This window comes from Tissierella pigra (assembly GCF_009695605.1).
Lineage (GTDB): Bacteria > Bacillota > Clostridia > Tissierellales > Tissierellaceae > Tissierella > Tissierella pigra.
The window spans coordinates 38,785-61,889 of the sequence record NZ_VUNQ01000017.1 but is presented as its reverse complement, the minus strand read 5'-3'; the positions used below and the strand labels follow the sequence as shown (position 1 = coordinate 61,889).

27 protein-coding genes are annotated in these 23,105 nt (G+C 29.7%); 16 read left to right on the top strand and 11 right to left on the bottom strand.

Translation table 11 applies throughout. From position 1 onward, the window contains the following. Positions 1 to 36 precede the first annotated feature (36 nt). Positions 37 to 1,530 (top strand): glycine betaine uptake BCCT transporter, encoded by a 1,494-nt coding sequence (locus tag FYJ83_RS09475; protein WP_154440085.1) that lies wholly within the window; start codon positions 37 to 39, stop codon positions 1,528 to 1,530. A gap of 52 nt (positions 1,531 to 1,582) precedes the next feature. Here FYJ83_RS09475 and pdxR read toward each other — a convergent pair whose 3' ends face one another. From pdxR to FYJ83_RS09455, 4 genes are all read right to left on the bottom strand, one after another. Continuing rightward, complete coding sequence (gene pdxR, locus FYJ83_RS09470) at positions 1,583 to 3,031, bottom strand: MocR-like pyridoxine biosynthesis transcription factor PdxR (protein ID WP_154440084.1); 1,449 nt, start codon at positions 3,029 to 3,031, stop codon at positions 1,583 to 1,585. Positions 3,032 to 3,118: 87 nt separating this feature from the next. After that, complete coding sequence (locus FYJ83_RS09465; protein WP_154440083.1) at positions 3,119 to 3,496, bottom strand: SHOCT-like domain-containing protein; 378 nt, start codon at positions 3,494 to 3,496, stop codon at positions 3,119 to 3,121. A gap of 11 nt (positions 3,497 to 3,507) precedes the next feature. Beyond that, complete coding sequence (locus tag FYJ83_RS09460) at positions 3,508 to 4,719, bottom strand: DUF4097 family beta strand repeat-containing protein (RefSeq protein WP_154440082.1); 1,212 nt, start codon at positions 4,717 to 4,719, stop codon at positions 3,508 to 3,510. Between the two features lie 14 nt (positions 4,720 to 4,733). Continuing rightward, a complete protein-coding gene (locus FYJ83_RS09455; protein ID WP_154440081.1) occupies positions 4,734 to 5,102 on the bottom strand; it encodes a DUF2089 domain-containing protein in 369 nt (122 codons plus the stop codon). 251 nt (positions 5,103 to 5,353) lie between these two features. Between FYJ83_RS09455 and FYJ83_RS09450 the strand changes: the two genes are divergently transcribed. The 6 genes from FYJ83_RS09450 (at position 5,354) to FYJ83_RS09425 (ending at position 9,876) form a co-directional block, all read left to right on the top strand. Next, positions 5,354 to 6,433 carry a DUF5711 family protein gene (locus tag FYJ83_RS09450; protein WP_154440080.1) on the top strand — a complete coding sequence of 360 codons (1,080 nt, stop codon included), beginning with the start codon at positions 5,354 to 5,356 and terminating at the stop codon, positions 6,431 to 6,433. A 119-nt stretch (positions 6,434 to 6,552) separates the two neighbouring features. Further along, positions 6,553 to 7,149 carry a sulfurtransferase-like selenium metabolism protein YedF gene (gene yedF, locus FYJ83_RS09445; protein ID WP_154440079.1) on the top strand — a complete coding sequence of 199 codons (597 nt, stop codon included), beginning with the start codon at positions 6,553 to 6,555 and terminating at the stop codon, positions 7,147 to 7,149. Between the two features lie 9 nt (positions 7,150 to 7,158). Then, a complete protein-coding gene (locus tag FYJ83_RS09440) occupies positions 7,159 to 7,425 on the top strand; it encodes a DUF3343 domain-containing protein (RefSeq protein WP_154440078.1) in 267 nt (88 codons plus the stop codon). Positions 7,426 to 7,441: 16 nt separating this feature from the next. Further along, entirely contained in the window at positions 7,442 to 8,329 is an 888-nt protein-coding gene (locus FYJ83_RS09435; RefSeq protein ID WP_154440077.1) for a mechanosensitive ion channel family protein, read from the top strand. Further along, positions 8,313 to 8,555, top strand: a complete 243-nt coding sequence (locus tag FYJ83_RS09430; protein WP_154440076.1) for a DUF951 domain-containing protein — start codon at positions 8,313 to 8,315, stop codon at positions 8,553 to 8,555. Before FYJ83_RS09435 ends, FYJ83_RS09430 begins: the two co-directional genes overlap by 17 nt. 136 nt (positions 8,556 to 8,691) lie before the next feature. After that, entirely contained in the window at positions 8,692 to 9,876 is a 1,185-nt protein-coding gene (locus tag FYJ83_RS09425; RefSeq protein WP_154440075.1) for an aminotransferase-like domain-containing protein, read from the top strand. Positions 9,877 to 9,934: 58 nt separating this feature from the next. Here the strand turns inward: FYJ83_RS09425 and FYJ83_RS09420 are convergent, their stop codons facing one another. The 7 genes from FYJ83_RS09420 to FYJ83_RS09390 form a co-directional block, all read right to left on the bottom strand. After that, on the bottom strand, positions 9,935 to 11,110 hold the full coding sequence (locus FYJ83_RS09420; RefSeq protein WP_154440074.1) for a sensor histidine kinase: 1,176 nt from the start codon (positions 11,108 to 11,110) through the stop codon (positions 9,935 to 9,937). A gap of 2 nt (positions 11,111 to 11,112) precedes the next feature. Continuing rightward, positions 11,113 to 11,790: a response regulator transcription factor gene (locus FYJ83_RS09415; protein WP_154440073.1), complete on the bottom strand. Its 678-nt coding sequence runs from the start codon at positions 11,788 to 11,790 to the stop codon at positions 11,113 to 11,115. 141 nt (positions 11,791 to 11,931) lie between these two features. Continuing rightward, entirely contained in the window at positions 11,932 to 12,591 is a 660-nt protein-coding gene (gene phoU / locus FYJ83_RS09410; RefSeq protein WP_154440072.1) for a phosphate signaling complex protein PhoU, read from the bottom strand. 15 nt (positions 12,592 to 12,606) lie between these two features. After that, positions 12,607 to 13,362, bottom strand: coding sequence for a phosphate ABC transporter ATP-binding protein PstB (gene pstB / locus FYJ83_RS09405; protein WP_154440071.1), 756 nt, complete (start codon positions 13,360 to 13,362; stop codon positions 12,607 to 12,609). Further along, complete coding sequence (pstA, locus tag FYJ83_RS09400) at positions 13,355 to 14,182, bottom strand: phosphate ABC transporter permease PstA (RefSeq protein ID WP_280634067.1); 828 nt, start codon at positions 14,180 to 14,182, stop codon at positions 13,355 to 13,357. Before pstA ends, pstB begins: the two co-directional genes overlap by 8 nt. Beyond that, positions 14,183 to 15,040 carry a phosphate ABC transporter permease subunit PstC gene (pstC, locus tag FYJ83_RS09395; protein ID WP_154440070.1) on the bottom strand — a complete coding sequence of 286 codons (858 nt, stop codon included), beginning with the start codon at positions 15,038 to 15,040 and terminating at the stop codon, positions 14,183 to 14,185. It abuts the gene before it with no gap. 11 nt (positions 15,041 to 15,051) lie between these two features. Continuing rightward, on the bottom strand, positions 15,052 to 15,957 hold the full coding sequence (locus tag FYJ83_RS09390; RefSeq protein ID WP_154440069.1) for a substrate-binding domain-containing protein: 906 nt from the start codon (positions 15,955 to 15,957) through the stop codon (positions 15,052 to 15,054). 242 nt (positions 15,958 to 16,199) lie between these two features. Here FYJ83_RS09390 and FYJ83_RS09385 point away from each other — a divergent pair, with 242 nt between their 5' ends. From FYJ83_RS09385 to dnaB, 9 genes are all read left to right on the top strand, one after another. Next, positions 16,200 to 16,760, top strand: coding sequence for a hypothetical protein (locus tag FYJ83_RS09385; RefSeq protein WP_154440068.1), 561 nt, complete (start codon positions 16,200 to 16,202; stop codon positions 16,758 to 16,760). A gap of 170 nt (positions 16,761 to 16,930) precedes the next feature. Next, positions 16,931 to 17,212 (top strand): 30S ribosomal protein S6, encoded by a 282-nt coding sequence (gene rpsF, locus FYJ83_RS09380; protein ID WP_154440067.1) that lies wholly within the window; start codon positions 16,931 to 16,933, stop codon positions 17,210 to 17,212. A gap of 20 nt (positions 17,213 to 17,232) precedes the next feature. Then, a complete protein-coding gene (locus tag FYJ83_RS09375; RefSeq protein ID WP_154440066.1) occupies positions 17,233 to 17,664 on the top strand; it encodes a single-stranded DNA-binding protein in 432 nt (143 codons plus the stop codon). A gap of 16 nt (positions 17,665 to 17,680) precedes the next feature. Next, positions 17,681 to 17,905, top strand: coding sequence for a 30S ribosomal protein S18 (gene rpsR, locus FYJ83_RS09370; RefSeq protein ID WP_154440065.1), 225 nt, complete (start codon positions 17,681 to 17,683; stop codon positions 17,903 to 17,905). Positions 17,906 to 17,998: 93 nt separating this feature from the next. Continuing rightward, the gene (locus tag FYJ83_RS09365; RefSeq protein ID WP_154440064.1) at positions 17,999 to 18,319 is read left to right on the top strand and encodes a MazG-like family protein; all 321 of its coding nucleotides are present in this window, start codon (positions 17,999 to 18,001) and stop codon (positions 18,317 to 18,319) included. Positions 18,320 to 18,330: 11 nt separating this feature from the next. Then, positions 18,331 to 19,284: a DUF2232 domain-containing protein gene (locus tag FYJ83_RS09360; protein WP_154440063.1), complete on the top strand. Its 954-nt coding sequence runs from the start codon at positions 18,331 to 18,333 to the stop codon at positions 19,282 to 19,284. A 15-nt stretch (positions 19,285 to 19,299) separates the two neighbouring features. After that, a complete protein-coding gene (locus tag FYJ83_RS09355) occupies positions 19,300 to 21,297 on the top strand; it encodes a DHH family phosphoesterase (RefSeq protein WP_154440062.1) in 1,998 nt (665 codons plus the stop codon). Continuing rightward, positions 21,294 to 21,740: a 50S ribosomal protein L9 gene (gene rplI, locus FYJ83_RS09350; protein WP_154440061.1), complete on the top strand. Its 447-nt coding sequence runs from the start codon at positions 21,294 to 21,296 to the stop codon at positions 21,738 to 21,740. Before FYJ83_RS09355 ends, rplI begins: the two co-directional genes overlap by 4 nt. A 12-nt stretch (positions 21,741 to 21,752) precedes the next feature. Continuing rightward, positions 21,753 to 23,084: a replicative DNA helicase gene (dnaB, locus tag FYJ83_RS09345; RefSeq protein ID WP_154440060.1), complete on the top strand. Its 1,332-nt coding sequence runs from the start codon at positions 21,753 to 21,755 to the stop codon at positions 23,082 to 23,084. Positions 23,085 to 23,105 lie beyond the last annotated feature (21 nt).

Genomic DNA, 23,105 nt, shown 5'->3' with positions numbered 1-23,105 from the left:
CAACCTCTAAACTATTTTAAAACGGGAGGAAATATAATGAATAATGTAAAGAAAAAAGATAATAAAGTATTTTATATATCCTTGTCTTTAACAATAATTATAGTATTATGGGCCATATTAGCACAAACTAGTTTTGCAAATACGGCGAACCATCTATTAAATTTTTTAACTACTAATTTTGGATGGTCTTATTTAATAGCCATGTTCATATTCGTTTTATTCTGTCTTGTATTAGCATTTAGTAAATATGGAAACATAAAATTAGGACCAGATGATTCAAAACCAGAATATAGTACAGTTTCTTGGTTTGCTATGCTATTTGGAGCAGGTATGGGTATAGGTCTAGTGTTTTGGGGTGTTGCTGAACCAATATCACATTTTGTAAATCCAGCACCAGGAATGGAAGCAGGAACACTAGAATCAGCTAACTTTGCTTTAAGAGCATCTTTTATGCACTGGGGATTCCATCCTTGGGCTAACTACAGTATAATAGGCCTTGCTTTAGCATATTTCCAATTTAGGAAAAATAAGCCAGGGTTAATTAGTAGTATTTTTATTCCATTACTAGGAGAAGATAGAGTAAATGGACCTATTGGAAAATTAATAGACGTACTTGCTGTATTTGCAACAATAGCAGGTGTGGCTACATCACTTGGATTAGGAACTTTACAGATTAACAGTGGATTAAATTACTTATTTAATATTCCAGAGACAACAGTAGTTCAATTGGCAATAATTTTAATAATTACAATTCTTTATATATGGACAGCTGTTAGTGGTATAGATAAAGGTATTAAATTACTGGGAGATGTAAATTTAATATTAGCATTTGGATTACTTTTACTTACATTTATATTTGGACCTACATTAAAAATAATGAACTCATTTGTAAATGGATTAGGTCAATATATAAATAGTTTTATAACTGAGAGTCTTCATATAGAAGCATTTGGTGATAATAGTTGGCTAAACTCATGGACAATATTCTATTGGGCATGGTGGATTGCTTGGGCACCATTTGTAGGTACATTTATTGCTCGTATATCAAAGGGTAGAACCATTAGAGAATTCATAGGTGGAGTTATATTTGCTCCTGCTATAGTATCCATTGTTTGGTTTGCAGCCTTTGGCTCAATGGGTATAAATTTAGCGGAAACTGTAGGTATAGAAGGTTTAGCATCAGCAGCAAGCAATCCTTCTACAGCATTATTCTTTGTATTTAGTAAATATCCATTAAGTTCAGTATTATCATTTATTGCCGTATTGTTACTAGGTACATTCTTTATTACATCTGCAAATTCAGCTACATTTGTACTTGGTATGTTAACATCAGAAGGTGACTTAAACCCATCAAAGCAAAAACAATTTATATGGGGAATACTTCAAGCTTTATTGGCTACTGCTCTATTATTAGCTGGTGGATTGGAAGCATTGCAGACAGCTTCAGTTGTAGCGGCCTTTCCATTTATATTTGTAATGATATTGGCAATAGTATCATTGATGAAAGCTTTAAAAGAAGAAAATAAATAAACATAAATAACGGAGGGTCCTCATTTGGGGCCCTCCTCTTATGCAGAAAGCTTTATATAAAAGGTAAATAATTACTTTCTTTATCTCTAAATGGTTTAGATATTATATTTTCAAGTATTCTAAGTCCTTCAATGATTTCTTCATTGGAGATTTGACCAAAACTAAGTCTTATATAGTTTGAATAAATAGAATCGTCTACGAAAAAAACTTTTCCTGGTACAATAGCCAATCCATTTTCAGCACATTCATTATAGATATTAATAGAATCTATATTCTTAGGTAGTTTGAGCCAGATACTAAGACCACCATCAGGTTTTATATAGGATACTCCATACTCTGATAATCTATCCAATCCCTCGGTCATTAATTTATATTTCTTAGAATAAACAGCTTTGATTTTTTCTATATGGTTTTTCCAATATCCCTGTCTTAAATATAAATCGAAGGCTCTCTGGAGATAACCTGATGAAGAAATATCTGTAGTATGTTTTGCTTTTATAATTTCCTTAAATAATTTATTAGGTAAGGTAATAAATCCAATACGAACACCAGGCATAAATATCTTTGAGAAACTTTTAATAAATATCACTTGGTCAAATCTATCAATGGATTTTAAGGGCATTTTTTTATTTTCACTAAAAGTTAAATCTGTTAAAAAATCATCTTCTATTATATAAAATCCATATTCTTTAGATAGTAATAAAAGCTCCTCTTTGCTTCTGAAATCATAGGAATAAGTGGTAGGACTTTGATAATTAGTCATTATATATAAAAATTTTGGTCTGTATTTCTTTATATAGGATTTAAGTGCTATTATATCTATACCATTTTCATTTATGGGTATTCCAATAATTTTAGCACCTCTAGACTTAAATGTTCCTAAGGCACCAGAATAAGTAGGATTTTCAACAAAAATACAGTCTCCAGGATTAATCAAGGTTTTAGATATAATGTCAAGTCCTTGTTGACCTCCAGAAGTAATAAGTATTTGTTCTTTATTGACTACTGTATTGTAATGTTCTTTTAAAAATTTAGATATAGAGCCTCTTAAAGGATCATATCCAGTGATTTCTGGATACAAGAAGGCAAGACCAGCATCCCTGTCTAAAACCTCAATTAAAACCCTTTTAAACTCTTCTATGGGGAACAAATCTGGTGTAGGTGACATAGATGCAAAGTTTATACTATTATTTGATATGGGAAGTATACCAGATACCATTAGATCCATATCACCTTCCTCTAAATAAGAAATAGTGTCTACAGGGAGTTTTCTTATATAAGTTCCACTACCTTTTATGGAGTAAACATATCCTTCTTTTTCTAAAAGCTTATAAGCGCTGACTACAGTTACATTATTTACTCCAAGAGAATTTGCAAGATTTCTTATGGAAGGCAATTTTTCATTTTCCAATTGATCTTCTTCTATTAAGGTTTTAAAATTTTCATATAATTGTATATATAGGGGTGTATCAGTTTTTTTATTTAATTTAAACTTTTCCATAGTATCCTCCTTAAATGTATGGATACATTTATTATAACAGATTTATAGATATAATAAACAAAAAATAAGAATAATCCCATTTGGGGATTATTCTATGGTTATTTCGACTTTGGTACCATCTTCTGTATCTACATCTACTATTTTTCCCATTTGCCCATTCTTTATGGCTTCAAGAATTTCGCCTATATCGTCTTCTGTTAAGCCAGATGCTTTGATTTCGGGGGAAAATTTGCCAATCAACTTAACTCCAACATTTACAAGAGAAATAGGAAGTGTTACATTTGCCTTTGTTATATCGCCTGATTCAATAACTTTAATTTTTAACCACTTGGCTTTGTTGTCAGAATAAACTAGATTATTGGAAATTTTTTTATTATCCTCTAAAGCTTCAAGTAACTTAACACCTTCTTCAGCTGTAATTTTACCTTCTTGAACCATATTTAAGATTTGCAGTTTTTCTGACATATTACCACTCCTTAATATATTTTTATTGAACCATTGGATGTTGATGCAATAACTTTAGTGGAATCTTGGCTCTCACTAAAGTTAACACTATGAGCCACTATTTTTCTTGATCCTAAATTTGCTTGTTTATTTATTTTATATATTAAATCTGGAAAATCAAGAGATATATTTCCAATAGATGTTTCTAAATCAAAATAAATATCCTTATTGGTTTCATTGATTTCCAAAGTAATAGGGCCATTAGAAGTATACAGTTCAATTTCTTTAACCCTATCTCTATCTATATTATCTAAGTTAATCTTACTGTTAGATGTAGTTAGATTGATAATATCGCAAGTAACATCTTCTACTTCAATAGGAGAGTTTGAAGTTTTTAGTACTACATTAAAAGCATCTATATCATTTACTATTATTTTAGCATTTGCTGTTTTAGCCTCTATTTCTGTTGCAATAACATCCATTAAATATATATTAGAGTTAGAGGTTGTAGCCTTTAAAAAAATTGCCTTAGTATCTCTGCATTCTATTCTACTATTTTTAGTTGATAAATCTATTTCTTTACTATTTACATCTAATATATCAATAGAGGAGTTATTTGTTATACATTTTAAAATATTGGTATTTAGATCCTCTATATCTATTTTTCCATTGCTGGAAGTTAATATTATTTCATCATAATCCCTTTTTGGTATGAATACATCTAAGCTAATTGATATATTGCTATTATATTTTGGACTGAATATTATTTTATTTTCATTTGCATAGAAATCGAAATAAGGTTCATTTAGATTTAATAGACCATTTTTATACTTACAAGTAGATTTAATAATCAGTTTATTTTCATCTGCTGGTCTAAGTTTTATACTTCCATTAATGGCTTTAAAATCTAAACTTGGATTTTCAATTTCTGATAAATCCATATCTAAATCTGTAACTATTGTTTCATAATTGCCTATGAAGTTAAAAGGATTACCTATACCCTTGAGACCTTCAAACATACTAGATAAAGCACTGCCTATATCAGACCCAATATCTTCTAGACTGTTGAAGATAGGTTTAGATGTTTCTTTTTCTTTATGTTTTTCATTCTTTTCTTCTTTAATAACTTCAGTTTCTTTGGGAAATTCTATATCTTCTAATGCTTCCATTAACTTAATGGCTTCCTGAGATGTTATTTTGCCTTCTTCAAGCATTGATAAAATCATCATTTTTTCCTCTTTCATCTATATCCCTCCTATTATTCACCTTGAAGAAGTTTAAGGGCTTCTTCAGATGTTATTTCACCACTATTTAATTTCTCAAGAACTTCTTTCTTATTAACGGTAGGTTCATTATACTTTGGACTATAACCTAATGCTTCAATTACATTTTCAAGCCTTCCCCTTACAGTTGGATATGAGATACCTAATTCTTTTTCTATTTCCTTTATATTACCTCTGCTTTTCATGAAGATTTCTACAAAATGTTTTTGATCGTCTGTAAGTTTACAAAATTTACAAAGTGAAAAATTACCTTCTATGTGAGTATGACATTTGTGACAACTAAGTTTTGTTACGAAAAGTTCTTCTCCACAAACTGGACATTTACCTATTACTTCTCTTTTCATATTTTCATCCTTTCTTTTATATAATATATCTGAAAATTAATATTATTTTTACTGTTAATACTATAATAATATTAAAAATAAGAAATGTCAACATAAATATTAATAATATTAATTTTTAAATTAATATTATTAATATTTTGCTTTGAATATAAAAGATAGAATAAAATATAATCTAATATAGATTCTTAAATTGTTATATGATTTATGTATATGATATAATAAAAATATAATATGCTTTAGGGGGACTACAAATGAAAGGGGATAAGAAAGAAAATCATAAGGGATTTAAAATATTTGTTATTATATTTCTTGTTTTAAGTATGTTTTTATTAAATGAGAAAAATCAAGAAAAGTTAATTAAGTTTTTTGATTCCATAGGCAGTAAAAAGAATACTTTAGAATTAGTGAATTCTTTCAAAGATAATAAGTCTTTAGGAAGTGTGAATATATATGATAATAATATGATTAAATGGGATGGAAATAAATTAAGTTTTTTAAAGATTGATGGTACTATTATTTTAGAAAAAGAATTTAATTTTGCAGATCCTTTCATATATTACGGACAAAATTATATTTATATAATGGATAAGTCAACAGGAGATATTTATTCTCTAGATAAAAATGGTCAAACCATAAGTAGAAACCAAATAAATAGAGAAATATTTAATTTAAAAGAAAGTAATGGATATATTATATATCATATAAAAAATAATGAACAGGAAGCCATTAAGGTATTGGATGGAGATAATGCTGTAGTTGGCAGTAATTCATATGAGGATAAAAATATACTTGCATATGAAGTAAATAAAAATGGGAAAAAAAGATCATTATCATTATTAGATTTTAATGGAAATATTTTAAAATCTCAAATAGAGATATATGGAGAAAATAATAAAAACATAAATTCTATAGATATAGAAGGAGAAATAGTAGTATATCTTCATTTTATATCAAAGGATGAGTTAATCGCTTTAACGGATCACAATATATATTGTATTAAAGAGAACGAAGTATTATGGAAAAGACAATTCGATTTAATAAAAGATATTTATATAGGAAAAGATATATATATACTGTACAGTAATTATTTAGAATCCATAGATTTTAAGGGAGAAACTAAAAACAAAATAGGATTTACTGAGGATTATAGGAAAATAGAAGAATTTAATGGAAATATATTAGCTTATGGAGAAAAAGGTATTTCCATAGTAGAGGATAATAAGGAGATATTAAAACATACTGATGATATAAAAGAAGTAAGGACTAGTAAAAATAATATATTGATATGGAATAATGATGAAGTTAAAATCTATAGATTTCTAAATAAATAGAATTTATTTTATTAAACTAATCTATAATAAATAAAATAATATAATATTTATCAATATTTTTATTGACAATCATTAAAACTAGTATAATATAATTATTGAATATATAGGAGGCATAAAAAATGAGAATAGAAGTAGATGCAAGAGGTCAGCTTTGTCCTAAACCAGTTATAATGACTAAAAAGGAATTAGATAATTTAGCAAAGGGAGTAATCACTACAATAGTAGATAATGAAGTGGCTAGAGACAATGTGTCAAAATTAGCTCAGTCTTCTGGATGTAGTTTTATAATTGATAAGAAAGATGAGGATTATTATATCCATATTACTAAGGATGGAATAGTGGAAGAAACTATTGGTATTCCGACCCCAAGTAAAACTAAAGATTTAACCATAGCCATAGGTTCAGATAAAATGGGAGTTGGTGAAGAAGAACTAGGTAAAATCTTAATGAAAAGCTTCATATATACCATAAGAGAAACTACGCCATTTCCAACTACCATTTTATTTTTAAATTCAGGTGTCAATTTAACCTGTGAAGATTCACCTGTATTGGAAGATTTAAAGGAGTTAGAAAAATCAGGTGTTGAAATTATTTCTTGCGGCACCTGTTTAGATTATTATAATCTGAAGGATAAAATTCAAGTTGGAGAAATAGGAAATATGTATGCAATATATGAAAAAATGAGAAATGCAAATAATACTTTAAATATTGGTTAGGAGATAACAATGAGAAAAGAGACTTATGGAGTAACTACTTATCAGTCTACACATCATACAATTCAAGCTGAAGGAGTATTTAAGGAGAATGGAATAAGCTTTAGAACTATACCTACCCCAAGAGAAATAACCGTTAGTTGTGGATTAGCAATTATCTTTGCCTTAGATGATCTTCCAAAGGTAAAGGATATGGTAAGTAGGAATGATATAAATATAGATAGTATATATAAATATACAAAAAGTGAATCAGGTAATGAAGCTGAGAAGATAGATTAAATTTGGAGTTGACTTTATGATAGATATTATTGAAAGGTTTAATCACCTAAAAAATATTATTGATATATATATTAAGAGAGATAATGGAGATTTTAATATTTTAGGAAAACTAATAAATATATTTATCATAATATTAATTATAAAATTAGTTATTTCTTTAATAAATAAAATTATAGACAAGACTCTAAAAAATAAACGAGGTGCAAATTTTTTTGTAGATAGTAGAAGGGCTAATACAATTGCTGAAGTTCTTAAAAAGGTAGTTAAATATATTCTATACTTCATAGGAACGGTAATGGTTTTAGACATGTTTAATATAAATACTAATTCAATACTTGCTACAGCAGGAATTGGAGGATTAGCTATAGGATTTGGTGCTCAGTCCTTGGTTAAAGATGTTATTACAGGATTTTTTATATTATTTGAGGATCAGTATGCAGTTGGAGATTATATAAATGTAGAATCTATGGAAGGTACTGTTGAGGAATTGGGACTCAGGGTTACAAAAGTTAGAGACTTTTCAGGTGATTTATATATAATTCCCAATGGGATGATTCAAATTGTAACAAATAAGACTAGGGGTGCCATGAGGGCATTAGTACAAATATTTATATCCTATGAAGAAGATATAGATAGGGTAATTAAAATATTAGAAGGTATTTGCCTAGAAATTAAAAATAATAATGATTCTGTGTTAGATGGACCTACTATATTAGGAATTACAGATTTAGGAGAATCCAATGTATCCCTTACTATAATAGCCAAAACCAAGCCTATGGAGCAGTGGGCAGTGGAAAGACAAATAAGAAAAAAGGTTAAGGAAGCTTTTGATAAAGAAAATATAAAAATACCTTACCCTAAAACAGTAATATTTGGAGGAAAAGAAAATGATACTGAAATATGATGCTGGAGATATAATAACTTTAAAAAAAGGTCATCCATGTGGAGAAAATAAATGGGAAATCATGCGTACTGGTGCAGATATAAAGCTCAGATGTTTAGGGTGCGACAGACAAATTTGGATACCAAGGATAGATTTTGACAAGAGAATTAGAAAGATTTTAGTGGAAGATAAATGGATCAGTATAATTCATCATAAGGGCAAGGGAGATAGTGAAGGGAAAAATTGATGGAAAATTCTCAATAGATGAACTTTAATTTTTAAATGCTAAATTGTATTATAATGTTAGACAATTACGCGATTTAATAGTAAACTATAGACAAGGATATAACAAAGAGAATCCAAATTTAGTGGAGGTGTGTCTAATGTCATTAAATTATGCAAAGCGTATGGACAACATTAGAGCTTCAGAAATTAGAGAGTTATTAAAATTAACACAGCAACCAGGTATAATTTCATTTGCTGGTGGATTACCAGCTCCAGAATCATTTCCAGTAGAGGAATTTATTAAGATTGGAAAAGAAGTTCTAGAAAACACAGGAACTCAAGCATTACAATATGGTCCAACGGAAGGTTACGGACCACTTAGAGAAGCCATAGCTAAGAGAATGGAAAAAGTAAAAGTAGATGTAAAAGCTGAAAATATACTAATAACCAGTGGTTCACAACAGGGATTAGACTTTGCTGCTAAAATATTTATAAACCCTGGAGATATTATAGTTTGTGAAAGTCCTACTTATTTAGGAGCTATTAACGCATTTAAGGCTTATGAGCCAAAATTCATAGAAGTATCTACTGATAAAGATGGTATGAATATGGAAGAATTAGAAGAAGTGCTAAAAAACAATGATAAAGTTAAGTTTATCTATGTTATTCCAGACTTCCAAAACCCATCAGGTAAAACTTGGACAGTAGAAAGAAGAATGAAGTTAATAGAATTAGCTAATAAATATAATGTAGCTATTATAGAGGATAATCCTTATGGAGAATTAAGATTTGAAGGAGAAATACTACCAGCTGTTAAACATTTTGATACAGAGGGAAGGGTAGCTTTCTTAGGTACGTTTTCTAAAATACTTTGTCCTGGATTAAGACTTGGATGGGTAGCAGCTGATACTGAATTCTTAAATAAATTTATACTTGTAAAACAAGGAGCAGACCTTCAATCAAGTACTATATCACAGATGGAAACTGCTAAATTCTTGGAGCTTTATGATATAGATAATCATATTCAAAAAATAATTGACTTATATAGAGTTAGAAGAGACCTAATGATGAAAACCATAGAAGAAGAGTTCCCAGAAGGAGTTACTTATACTTATCCAGAGGGAGGACTATTTACTTGGGTAGTATTACCAGAATATATGAATGCTAGAGAACTAGCATTAAAGGCATTAGAAGAAAATGTTGCCTATGTACCAGGAGGTTCTTTCTTCCCTAATGGTGGAAATGAAAATACATTTAGATTAAACTATTCCAATATGGATGAGGAAAAAATAGTAGAAGGTATAAAAAGACTTGGTAAAGTAATAAGAGAAGCAGTTAAATAAATAATTAAGAAAAACCTTTATATTGTTAAACAATATAAAGGTTTTTCTTAATTTAAAATCAACAATTAGCTTTTGGTAGTTTAACTTCTATGGTAGTTCCTTCATTTTCTATACTGGATACAGTTAACTGTCCTCTATGGTATTCAACTGTATGTTTAACTATAGATAGTCCTAGACCAGTACCATTAATTTTTTTAGAACGAGATTTATCTACTCTATAGAACCTTTCAAATATTCTATTTTGATGTTTTTGTGGTATTCCAATACCTGTATCACTTACCTTAACTACACCCCATTTATCATCAGAATAGATTTTAATATCTACTTTACCATTTATTTTATTATATTTAATAGCATTATCTACTAAATTAAATATTAGGTCTTCAATCATCCTTTGATTTCCATTAATCATAGTAGATTTTCCTTCTATTTTTAAAGATATATCTTTTTCTTTTGTATTATTTAATAGGTTAGAATATACAAATTCTCCAATTGAAAATAGGTCTATTTCAGTTAAATCCCTTTTAATAGACAGATCATCTAGTTGTGATAATTTGATTATTGAGTCTATTAAAGTTAAAAGTCTATTACCTTCTTTATAAATAATAGAGGCAGATTTTTTAATGTCTTCATCTTTTGCCATTCCAGTTTCTATCATTTCAGCAAAGCCAATAATAGAGGTCAGCGGAGTTTTAAGCTCATGAGATACATTTGCAGTGAACTCTCTTCTAATTTTTTCTGATTCCTTTAATTTATCAATGGAGTATTCGATTTCCTTTTTCTGTATATCTATGGTTCTAATAAAGGGTTGAAGTTCTTCATATGTTTCAGTATCTATCATTTCTTCTCCTGATAATATACTTCCAATACTTTTAGAGGCTAATTCGATAGGTTCTAGTAGTTTTGATGTCAATATGGAAGACACTATATACAAGGACATTAAGATCAGTACAAGAACTCCAGCCATTGCAGGTAATATTCCTATAAAGGCTTGTTGAATATGTTGGATAGGTTTAGATACTCTCACTATTTTATTATCTAATTTTACATCATGAGATAAGTTTGATGGTATTTCCTTAGGTATAGAATTAGAATCATATATATCTACTTTAATTATATCATTAATATCTCTTGGATTATAGAAATCGAAAAATAGAAATACTAGTACTATGGAGGTTATAACTGCTGTTATAGTTGCTATAGCTGCAAGATTATAATAAATTTTTCTTCCCAAGGTTATCCTCCTATCTTATACCCAACATTTCTTATGGTTTGAATAATTTTACCAGCATCTCCTAATTTTAATCTTAAAGTTCTTACATGAACATCTACAGTCCTACTTTCCCCTTCAAAATCAGTTTCCCATACTTCATTCATTATTTTATCCCGGGATAGAACCATGTTTTTATTTCTAATAAGGTATAGAAGAAGTTCAAATTCTTTAAAGGTCAAATTAACCTCTCTATTATCTACAGTTACAATACGTTTGTTTTCATCTACAATAAGGTTATCTATAGATAAAATACTATCTTTATTATCTGTTTTAAGACTTCGGCGAAGAACAGCATTGACTCTAGATATTAATTCCATTACACCAAAGGGTTTTGAAATATAATCATCTGCTCCCATATCAAGTCCTTTTACTTTATCAAACTCACTATTTTTTGCAGTAAGGATTATGACAGGAATATCCTTAGTATTATGATTTTTCCTTATATTATCTAATATTTTATATCCATCATCCCCAGGTAACATTATATCCAATAAAATTAAATCAGGTATTGTATGATGAAGTTCAGTATATAGATCATTACCGTTTTCAAAACCTTTGGTTTCAAAACCATTATTTTTTAGTGCATATATGACCAATTGTCTGATACTTTCATCGTCTTCAACACAGTAAATTGTTTTCATAAAATCACCCCAATATTCCCTATAAATTATCATAATTATAGCATAGAGATTAAAATATTAAAATGAAAAATAAAAACAGGTTTAAATCAGCCTGCTTTTAATTTTGAAAGATTATTATGAGATAGGTTTTTATTTTTCAAATTATGATTCATAATTCCTTACATAGTGTTCTCCTGTAATAGAATAATAAACCCATTCAGAAATGTTTTCTGCATGGTCACCAATTCTCTCTAAATACTTAGCTATCATAAGTAGGTCTACGGCCTGTTCTCCATTGTCTGCATTTTGTCTAATAAGTTCAATTAATTCATTTTTTACTACATGAAATAGGTCATCTACTACATCGTCATAATCTATAACATTTTTTACAAGCTCTAAATCTTTTTTTACAAAGGCATTGATACTATCACGTACCATTTTAATTGTAGCTGTTGCCATTTGTGGAATATGGGTAATTTTTTTTATATATTTTTGTCCAATAAGTCTAATTGTTATTTCAGAAATATCAGCAGCTTGATCTCCTATTCTTTCCATGTCTGTAATTATTTTTAATGCTGAAGAGATCATTCTTAAATCACTGGCTACAGGCTGTTGCTGCAATAAGAGCTTTAAACATCTTGTTTCTATATTTTTCTCTGCATTGTCTACTTCACTATCATTATCCACAATTCTTTTTGCAAGGCAAATATCCTGCTCTATAAGGGCAGCAACAGCAGTTTCTATGGAACTTTCGATAATATTTCCCATATCTATAAGTTCTTCATTTAATAATTCTAATTCTTTATCAAATTTACTTCTCATTTATATCAGCTCCTTTTAACCAAATCTTCCAGTAATATAGTCTTCAGTACGTTTATCCTTTGGATTAGAGAATATAATATGGGTATCATCAAACTCAACTAATTCTCCTGATAAAAAGAATGCAGTTTTATCTGAAATACGAGTTGCCTGCTGCATATTATGAGTTACCATTACTATAGTATATACATCTTTTAAATCTTCTACTAATTCTTCAATTTTAATAGTGGATATTGGGTCAAGGGCACTTGTAGGCTCATCCAATAATAGTACTTCTGGTTCAACAGCTAAAGCTCTTGCTATACATATTCTTTGCTGTTGCCCCCCAGAAAGCTCCAAGGCATTTTTCTTTAACCTATCCTTTACTTCACTAAATATAGCAGCATTCTTTAAGCTTTTTTCAACTATTTCATCTAATTTGATTTTTGATTTTATTCCATGAGTGCGAGGACCAAAGGCAATATTATCGTATATACTCATTGGAAAAGGGTTTGGTTTTTGAAAAACCATACCTATACGTTTTCTTAAATTGTTTATATTTATGTTTGAATTATCATAAATATTCTCTTTATCCACCAAGACTTTACCTTCTATTCTACAATCGGAAATTAAATCATTCATTCTATTAAGGGTTTTAAGAAATGTAGACTTACCACATCCAGAAGGACCTATAAAAGCAGTAATACGATTTTTAGGAATATTTATATTTATATTTTTTAAGGCTTGAAAATCCCCATAATATAGATTTAAATTTTCAACTATTATTTTATCCATTTAACTCACCTTTCCTCAATTTTTTAGCTATTAAAGATGATAAACCGTTAATTCCTATGACTACTACTAAAAGTACTACAGCTGTGCCATAGGCTTCATTAGTATATAAACCCTCACTAGAAAGAGAATACATATGAATTGCCAAAGTTCTACTTGATGAAAATAAATTTTTAGGTATTTGCGGTACTGTACCCGCAGTATATACAAGAGCAGCAGTTTCTCCTACAATTCTGCCTATAGCAAGAATAATTCCAGAAAATATTCCAGGTATTGCCGTAGGTAGGACTATTTTAAATATAGTTCTCAGTTTCCCTGCACCTAAAGCAAAACTTGCCTCACGAAGATTATTAGGAACTGCTAAAAGTGCCTCCTCTGTTGATCTAATTATAAGGGGTAGAATCATAATAGATAAAGTAAGAGCACCAGATAAAATAGAGAATCCCATACCTAAGCTTGTTACAAAGAATAATAACCCAAATAATCCGTATACAATAGAAGGAATACCAGAGAGAGTCTCTGTTGTTAGTCTTATTAATTCAACTAACTTACTTTCCTTTTTAGAATATTCAATAAGAAATATTCCAGTAAATATACCAATTGGACAGGAAATTAATAAGGATAAAAATGTCATTATCAAAGTAGTAATTATAGCTGGAAATAAAGAAACGTTTTCTGTTGTATATTTTAAAGCAAATAAAGAAGGTTTTATATGTGGAATTCCTTTCATTAAAATATACCCGATTATAATAAATAAAATAGAAAAAGTTAAAAATGCTGAAAGCATAACAAGAGTTTTAATTAGCTTACTTAATTTAGTCAATTAAAACACCTTCCTTTTTAACATGGAAAATAGTCCATTTATTATTAAAATAAATACAAATAATACTACTCCTGTTCCAATTAAAGCTTCCCTATGAAGATCTGCAGCGTATCCCATTTCTATTACAATATTGGCAGTAAGAGTACGTACACCTTTTAATATCCCATTAGGCATACGAGCCTGATTTCCTGCCACCATGATTACTGCCATAGTTTCACCTATTGCCCTGCCAATTCCAAGAACTATAGATGAAAGTATACCAGACTTTGCTGCAGGTAACATGGCGAAGACTATTGAATATTCATGAGTAGCACCTAGAGCTATGGCCCCTTCATAATAAGAATTAGGCACTGCTCTGATGGCAGATTCAGAAAGACCTATTATAGTTGGTAAAATCATAATTCCAAGAAGAATAGAGGCTGTTAATATACTAGAACCTGTTCCACCAAATATATTCCTTATTAGGGGTACAAGCACAACAAGTCCAAAGAAACCATATATAATTGAAGGAATACCAGCCATTAAATTAACTGCTGGTTTTAGATATTTATATAATCTAGGTGAACAAAATTTAGCTAGATACATGGCAGTTAATATTCCAATTGGAACACCGATTATTATGGCACCGAAGGTTATATAAATACTTCCAACAATCATAGGAAATATTCCAAAGGATGGAGGTATATTAGAAGGAGACCAATCCAATCCAAATAAAAAATTCAACACACCAATTTTTTTAATTCCTGGTATGCCGTTAGCAAACATAAAATAACATATTAAGATTACAGATATTATAGAAACACAAGCGGAGATAAAAAATATTATCTCCATAAATTTGTCTAAAGATTGCCTTTTCATTTAATCACCCTTTATTTAATGTCACTCCAGTTAGTAAATTCTCCCGTAAATACTTTTTTTACATTTTCTAAAGATATATCAGTTAAAGTATTGTTAGGATTTATAATTACTGCAATTCCGTCTAAAGCTATTTCCATATTCTGAAGTCCAGTTATCTCACTATCTTTTAAGGCTCTTGAAGCCATACCTATATCGCAAGTACCATCTGTAGCAGCTTTTATACCTGCTGATGAATCAGACTGTTGTATTTCAATTTCAGCATTTGGGTTGATCTCAAGATAAGCTTCTCTAAGTTTTTCCATAACTGGTGTAACAGATGAAGAGCCAGCAACAACTATTTTTCCAGCTGGTTTGCTTCCCTTATATGGTTCTGCATTATCATCTATAGCTATATAGGATTGTGAAACTACTTCTTGACCTTCTTTACTCATTATATAGTCTATAAAATCATGTGTAATTTCAGAAACGTCATGTTTTGTTGCTACATTGAAGGGTCTTGCTATTTTATAACTACCATTTTTAATATTTTCAGTTGTAGGCTTTATTCCATCGATGCTTAATGCTTTTATTGTATCTTGAAGAGAACCTGTAGATACATACCCTATGGCATACTCATCCCCAGCAACTGTTGTAAGAACAGTGTCGGTTTTCATTTGAGTAATAGCTTCCTTTGTAGTTTTATCTACTTTATTTCCATTACCATCCTTTTCTTCTATTCCCGTTAGTTCAACAAAAGCACCTCTAGTACCTGAACCTTCTTCTCTAGTAACTACTACGATTTCTTTTGATGAATCGAATTCTTTTTTATTATTCTTACCTGTTTCAATATTTTCCCCATCTTGATTGTTTGATTTACATCCTGCAAGAAGTGATAATGCTAAAACCAATGATAATGCTAAAGCAACTATTTTTTTCATTTTATTTCCTCCCTTTTACTATTTGCTTTTAGTATATAGGAGGAATGTTAAATCTATTGTTATAGTAATGTAAAATCTATGTAAAATTAATTAGTTAATATTATTATGAATAGTAAATGCGTGATTGAAAGTAAAAAACATCGAATTCTGATGAAATATGATATAAAATAGTGGATTAAATTTCTTTATTTAAATTTATGTATATGGTAAGCTTGTGTAAATGTAAAGGGGAGATGCTTGTTATGTCTAAAAGAAATTTTGTCTTTTTAATTTTATCTGGTATCATAGTTTTGACTATATTTTTTTTATATAGGAAAAATTCTATTAAAGATGATAATATCACTAAAGGAAATACAAATGTTGTAAATACATTGGAAGAGAAGTCAAACATAAAAAAATGGTCAGAACTAAATAATTTAGAAGATATAGATGAGAATATGATAATAAATAATTCAATTGGTAGGTTCTTTCTAACTAGAGGATCTACACCTGAGGTAAATGGGTTTTCTTTTAAATTTAGTAAATTTACAGGTGTTCACCATTATGTTTCAATAAACACAGAAAATGAATGTGATGTAGAAATATCCTATAAAATTTCTGCTCCAAAAGATGATTTCAAAGTATTTATAATTTTATCCAATGGTGAATTAGTTGAGCTTATGAAAGAATCTACTACAGAAAAAGCAATCTATTCTTTATCGAAAGGAGAGAATATAATAGCTTTAATAGGATATAAGACAACAGGCACGTTTGAAATATATATTGAACCTCAGGAAGGAGTAGAATTACTACAAATTGATTGATCATATGATTAAATATTATGTTATTCTATAAATTAAAAGAAATGTAAAGTCTGGACATAATTACATAAATTAAATTTTCTTGCATAGTTCTATCATAAGTGGTATAATACTTTGGTAATCCTTGCTCTATAATTGATATAGAGCCGATAGTCCATAGGGAGGTGAAAGGCATGAGAAAATACGAAGCGGTGTTTATCTTTTTACCAAATGAAGAGGAAAAAAGAGTTCAAGTTCTTGAAAGATTCAAAGGTATAATTGAAGCTGAAGGAACTATAGCAAACATTGATGAGTGGGGCAATAGAAAATTAGCATATCTAATAGATGATATAGCTGAAGGTTATTATGTACTTATAAACTTTGAAGGTACACCAGAGGTTATTAAAGAGTTAGATAGAGTTGCTAGAATTTCTGACAGCATTATGAGACACATGATCATTAGAGAAGATGAATAATCTAAGGGTAGGTGATAATATTGAATAATGTTGTATTGATTGGAAGACTTACAAGAGATCCTGAATTAAGATATATTCCTGGAAGTGGAACTGCTGTTGCAAGATTTGGAATAGCAGTAGATAGAGGGCTTTCAAGGGAAAAGAAACAAGAAATGGAATCTAGAAATCAACCAACAGCTGATTTTATAAATATAGTAGTATGGGGAAAACCTGCTGAAAATTGTGCTAACTACCTAGTAAAAGGTAGACTAGTGGCTATTCACGGAAGAATCCAAACTGGCTCTTATGAAAAAGAGGGAGTTAGAGTTTATACTACAGAAGTTGTAGCTAACAATGTTGAATTCCTAGAATGGGGAGATAAGAATAAATCCTCAGATTTCCAAGATTCTTCTTTAGATTTTGGTGGTATAGAGGGCTTCCATCCTACTGATAATGATGATATTCCATTCTAGAAGGAGGTAAGAAGAGATGCAAAGAAGATTTAAGCCAAGAAAAAGAGTTTGTAGCTTTTGTGCAGATAAAACTAGTCATATAGACTATAAAGATATAAATAAACTTAAAAAATATATAACAGAAAGAGGAAAAATTCTTCCTAGAAGAATTTCTGGAAACTGTTCAAAACATCAAAGAGAGCTTACAACAGCTATAAAAAGATCAAGACAAGTAGCATTATTACCATATAGTGCAGAATAAGAGAGGATAAACCTCTCTTTTTTATTTGACTTCTGTCCTTATAATTTGTATTATTTTAATAAGGCTAAAATATAAATCAAAGGATGAGAATAGATGAAAAATAAAGACATAGATATTATAAAGAATATGAAAACTGTAGAATGGCTAAAAGCACAGTTGCTTAATACAGTTGCTAACCTTTATACTACCTTAGCAAATGGAGAAGAGAACACCAAAGAAAATCTTGAAGACACTATTGCTAATCTTATATTAGAATCTTTGCTTTTAGGCAAAAGATTAGGATTATCCTATGAAAGTATAAAATCAACTTTAAGGGATAATATTCAATTGAATTTAATAGAAGAACATAAAATAGAAAGATGGTATGGAGATTTAAGTATATTGTTAGAATTTATAGACAACCATAAAGATTAGAGGTGAATTTTTTGGATAATAATGATAAAATAAAGAAAAGTATAACAGAAAGTATAATAGTAATATCTATTATGGCTTTGTACATAGTTTATGGAATTCATTTCCTACCTTTACTGATGTTGTTTATTCCATTACCCTTTGTAGTATTGGGTGTAAGAAATAACATATATATTAATGGAATAAGTATGATAATATCCTTTATAATAGCAGGGCTACTCCTTGGAGTTGCATCAAATGCTTTACTTATTTTGATTTTCGTACCTTTAAGTCTTATAATAAATTATTGTATAATAAAAAGAAAGACTACTATGGAAATCATATCAGCTTCGACTTTAATATTTTTTCTTTCTATTGTAATGTTAATGTTTCTAGGAGTGAAGATATCTGATTTAGATTTAACTAAACAGTTGGAAAATGATTTTACTAGAATATTAACTGTACAGATAGATATGTTTAGAGATATGGGAATGACCAATCATGAGATACTTCAGACTAAGGATTTACTAGAAACTGCCTATAGAAGTATAATAGTTCTTATTCCATCTATGTTAGGAATAATCTCTTTAATTATAAGTTCTATCAATGTATTTTTATCGTCAATAATTCTAAGGAAAATGGGATATGGAATAGTAGGAGCCATAGGATTTTCTAAATTTAAATTACCTAAAAATATTATTCCAGGAATTCTAGTAATGTTTATGGCTGCATTTATAATAAAGCAACTAGGCATAGAATATCATGATGCACTGTTATATAACCTTACATTTCTAGTTAGCTTTGCATTTTTACTTCAAGGTTTAGCTGTTGTAGATTTTCTTTTAAAGAAATCTAAAGTTCGCTTAGTATTTAGGATTTTAATAATAGGTATAATGATACTCTTTATACCTATGAGCAGTATTATATTGTTTTTAGGCATACTAGATACAGTATTTGATACAAGGAAATTAAGAAGATTAAAGTCCTAATTTAGGGGGATTAAAATGGATAATAAAAAGATATTGGAATGGTTTGAGAATAATATTTACCTTATAATTATTGGAATTTTAGTTGTAATAGTATCAATTTATCAGCCAATGTTATCAGTAATAGGTATTATTTTATTGGCATATTTAATTTTTCATAGTATAAAAAATACTCATAAACAGGAAAAAGCTTTTAAGAAACACGTAGAGGGATTAGCAGATGAATTTGAATCTGCAACAAAACATGCCATATTTAATATGCCTTTTCCCTTAGTCATGTTAGATGAAAATAGAGGAGTATCATGGTATAATACTCCATTTTTAAAGATGATAAGCGGTGACGATATATTAAATAAGAAGCTAATAGAATTAATTCCAGGAATTAATTTAGATGGTATATTTAAGGAAAATGATCTAAAACCTTTAGATGTAAAATATGAGGATAGAATATATAAGGTATATCCCAATATAGTAGATACAAAGAAAACTAATAGTATTAATAATATGATAGTAATGCTCTATTTTGTTGATAATACCAATTTTGTTAGTTTAGAAGATCAATATAATAGAGAAAGATTAGTATTGGCATTGGCCTATGTAGATAATTATGACGATGTAAAAAACAGTACTCCAGAAGTAAATCGACCTTTAGTAATGGCAGAAATAGATAAAAACATTAACTCATATTTTTCTAAAGATAACGGCGTAGTTAGAAAATATGAAAATGATAAATATCTTATAATAATGGAAAATCAAGGTTTTAAAAATATAGAAAGTAAAAAGTTTGATATATTAGATCAACTGAGAGAATTAAATTTAGGAAATACAATTCCTATTACTTTAAGTATGGGAGTTGGTGCAGGTGGAAATACTCCTTTTGATTCCTATGAAAAGGCAAGAGCTGCCATAGATATTGGACTTGGTAGAGGTGGAGACCAAGCAGTTGTACAAGTTGGCAGTCAACTAAGTTTCTATGGGGGTAAGACAAAGGCAATAGAAAAGAGAAATAAGGTAAAATCAAGAGTTATAGGATATGCCTTAAGACAGCTTATAGACCAAGCAGATAAAGTATTTGTAATGGGACATAAAAATCCAGATATGGATTCCTTTGGTGCAGGTATAGGAATACTACGTTGTGTAAAAGACAGAGATAAAGAAGGTTATTTAGTTTTAAGCGGAGAAAATCCATCTATTAAAAATGTTTATGAAAAGATGGAAAAAGAACAACCTGAATTATTAGAAAGAATTATAACTCCAGAAGTGGCTTTAGAATTAATAAATAATGATTGTCTGATGGTAGTGGTAGATAACCATAAACCTAGCTTTACAGAGGCACCAGAGCTTTTAGATAACACAAATAAAGTAGTAGTAATAGATCACCATAGAAGGGGTGTAGAATTTATAAAAGATCCAGTGCTTACTTATTTGGAACCCTACGCATCTTCTACCTGTGAATTAGTTACAGAGGTATTATCTTATATGAGTGATAAAATCAATTTGACTAAGTTTGAATCTGAGGCTTTAATGGCTGGAATCACTGTAGATACGAAAAACTTCAGCTTCCAAACTGGAGTTAGAACCTTTGAAGCTGCTTCCACATTAAAGAGAGCAGGTGCAGATACTACTGTTGTGAGACAATTATTTAGAGATGATTATAATACATTTATTTATAAAGCAGAAGTAATTAAATCTTCCAGAATCATATTTGATAAAATAGCCATAGGTAGACTTGAAACTCAAATGGATGATTCCCTTTTAATAGCTGCACAGGCTGCAAATGAGCTTTTAAACATAAACGGTGTAGAAGCTTCTTTTGTAATGACCTATGTAAATAATAAGCTTCATATTAGTGGTAGGTCCTTGGGGAATATATCTGTACAACTGATCCTTGAAAAATTAGGAGGAGGAGGCCACTTAACAAGTGCTGGTACTCAGCTAGATATGAATATGGATGAAGGAGAAGCCGTACTTACTGAAACAATAGATAAATTTTTAAGGGAAGGTGAAGAAGAATGAAAGTAATATTAATGAAAGATATAAAGGGTTTGGGAAAAGAAGGAGATTTAGTAAATGCAAAGGATGGTTATGCTAGAAATTTCCTACTGCCAAAAGGTGATGCAATAGAAGCAACTCCAGCTAATCTAAAGAAATGGGAAGAAGAAAAAGCTGAACAGGCTAAGAAAAAGGCAGAAGAACATAAAGAGGCATTGGAACTAAAGGAAAAAATAGAATCTATTACAGTAGTAATTAAGGGTAAATCAGGAGAAGGCGGAAAGTTATTTGGTTCAATTACTTCAAAGGATATAGCTGATGGTTTAAAATCACAGCATAAAATAGATATAGATAGAAGAAAAATAGAATTAAAGGATAATATTAAATCTCTTGGGAATACTCAAGTAGATGTAAGGGTATATGCAGAAGTATTGGCAAAGTTAAATGTTAGTGTAAAAGAACAGTAGTAGGGTGATTAAATGGAAACAGCACTAATTGGACGAGTTCCACCTCATAGCCTAGAAGCTGAACAATCGGTTTTAGGTGCTATGATTTTAAATAAAGAAGCTATAAATACGGCAATAGAAATAATTAGACCTGATGATTTCTATAAAGAAGCTAATAAGGAAATATTTGAATCTATATTGGTATTATTTAATAAAAATGAACCAGTAGATTTAATTACTCTGTCAGAAGAATTAAAAAGACGGGGTACTTTAGAGAATACAGGTGGTGTTACTTATCTTGCAGATATTTCCAGTGGTATAGCAACAACTGCCAATGTAAAATATTACTGTAAAATAGTAGAGGAAAAATCTATTCTTAGAAGATTGATTAATTCTTGTGATAATGTAATAGCACAATCCTATGAGAATTCAGATGAAGTTAATGCCATAATAGAAAAGGCTGAAAAATCTATATTTGATATTACTCAAGGAAGACATAGAGAAGGATTTTCTCCTATTAGTGAAGTCTTATTAGACAGCTTTTCTCAAATAGAAGAAAGAGCAGCAAATAAAGGAACTCTAACTGGACTTACCACCGGATTTATAGATTTGGATAATAAATTATCTGGACTTCAAAAATCGGATTTAGTCTTATTGGCTGCTAGACCTTCCATGGGAAAAACGGCAATATCTGTAAATATAGTAACTAATGCTGCCATAAAGGCAGGAGCAAGTGTAGCAGTATTCTCTTTAGAGATGTCTAAGGAACAGCTAGTACAAAGAATGATTTCTGCCACAGCCCACGTAGATCTTCAAAAGATTATATCAGGAAGACTTGAAGAGGATGAATGGATACAAGTTATAAACTCTATGGGACCTTTGTCTCAGGCAAATGTTTTTATAGATGATACACCGGGTATTTCATTGATGGAAATGAAAGCTAAATGCAGAAGGTTGAAAATAGAAAAAGGGCTAGACCTTGTTATGATAGACTATTTGCAGTTAATGCAATTGGAAGGCAGACAGGAAAGCAGACAGCAGGAGATTTCAGCAATATCTAGAGGTCTAAAGGCTCTAGCTAAGGAAATGGATTGTCCTGTAATAGCTTTATCACAGCTAAGCCGTGCTCCAGAACTAAGAACTGACCATAGACCTATATTATCTGACCTTAGGGAATCTGGAGCCATAGAGCAGGATGCTGACGTGGTACTTTTCCTATATAGGGATGATTATTATAATGAGGATTCAGAGAAAAAAAATATAGGAGAAGTAATTATAGCAAAACATAGAAATGGACCAACTGGAAGTATTGAGTTAGTATTTAAGAAAGAGTTTACTAAGTTTGTCAATATGGTAAGAGAATAGTAAATGCAACTAGCACAGAAC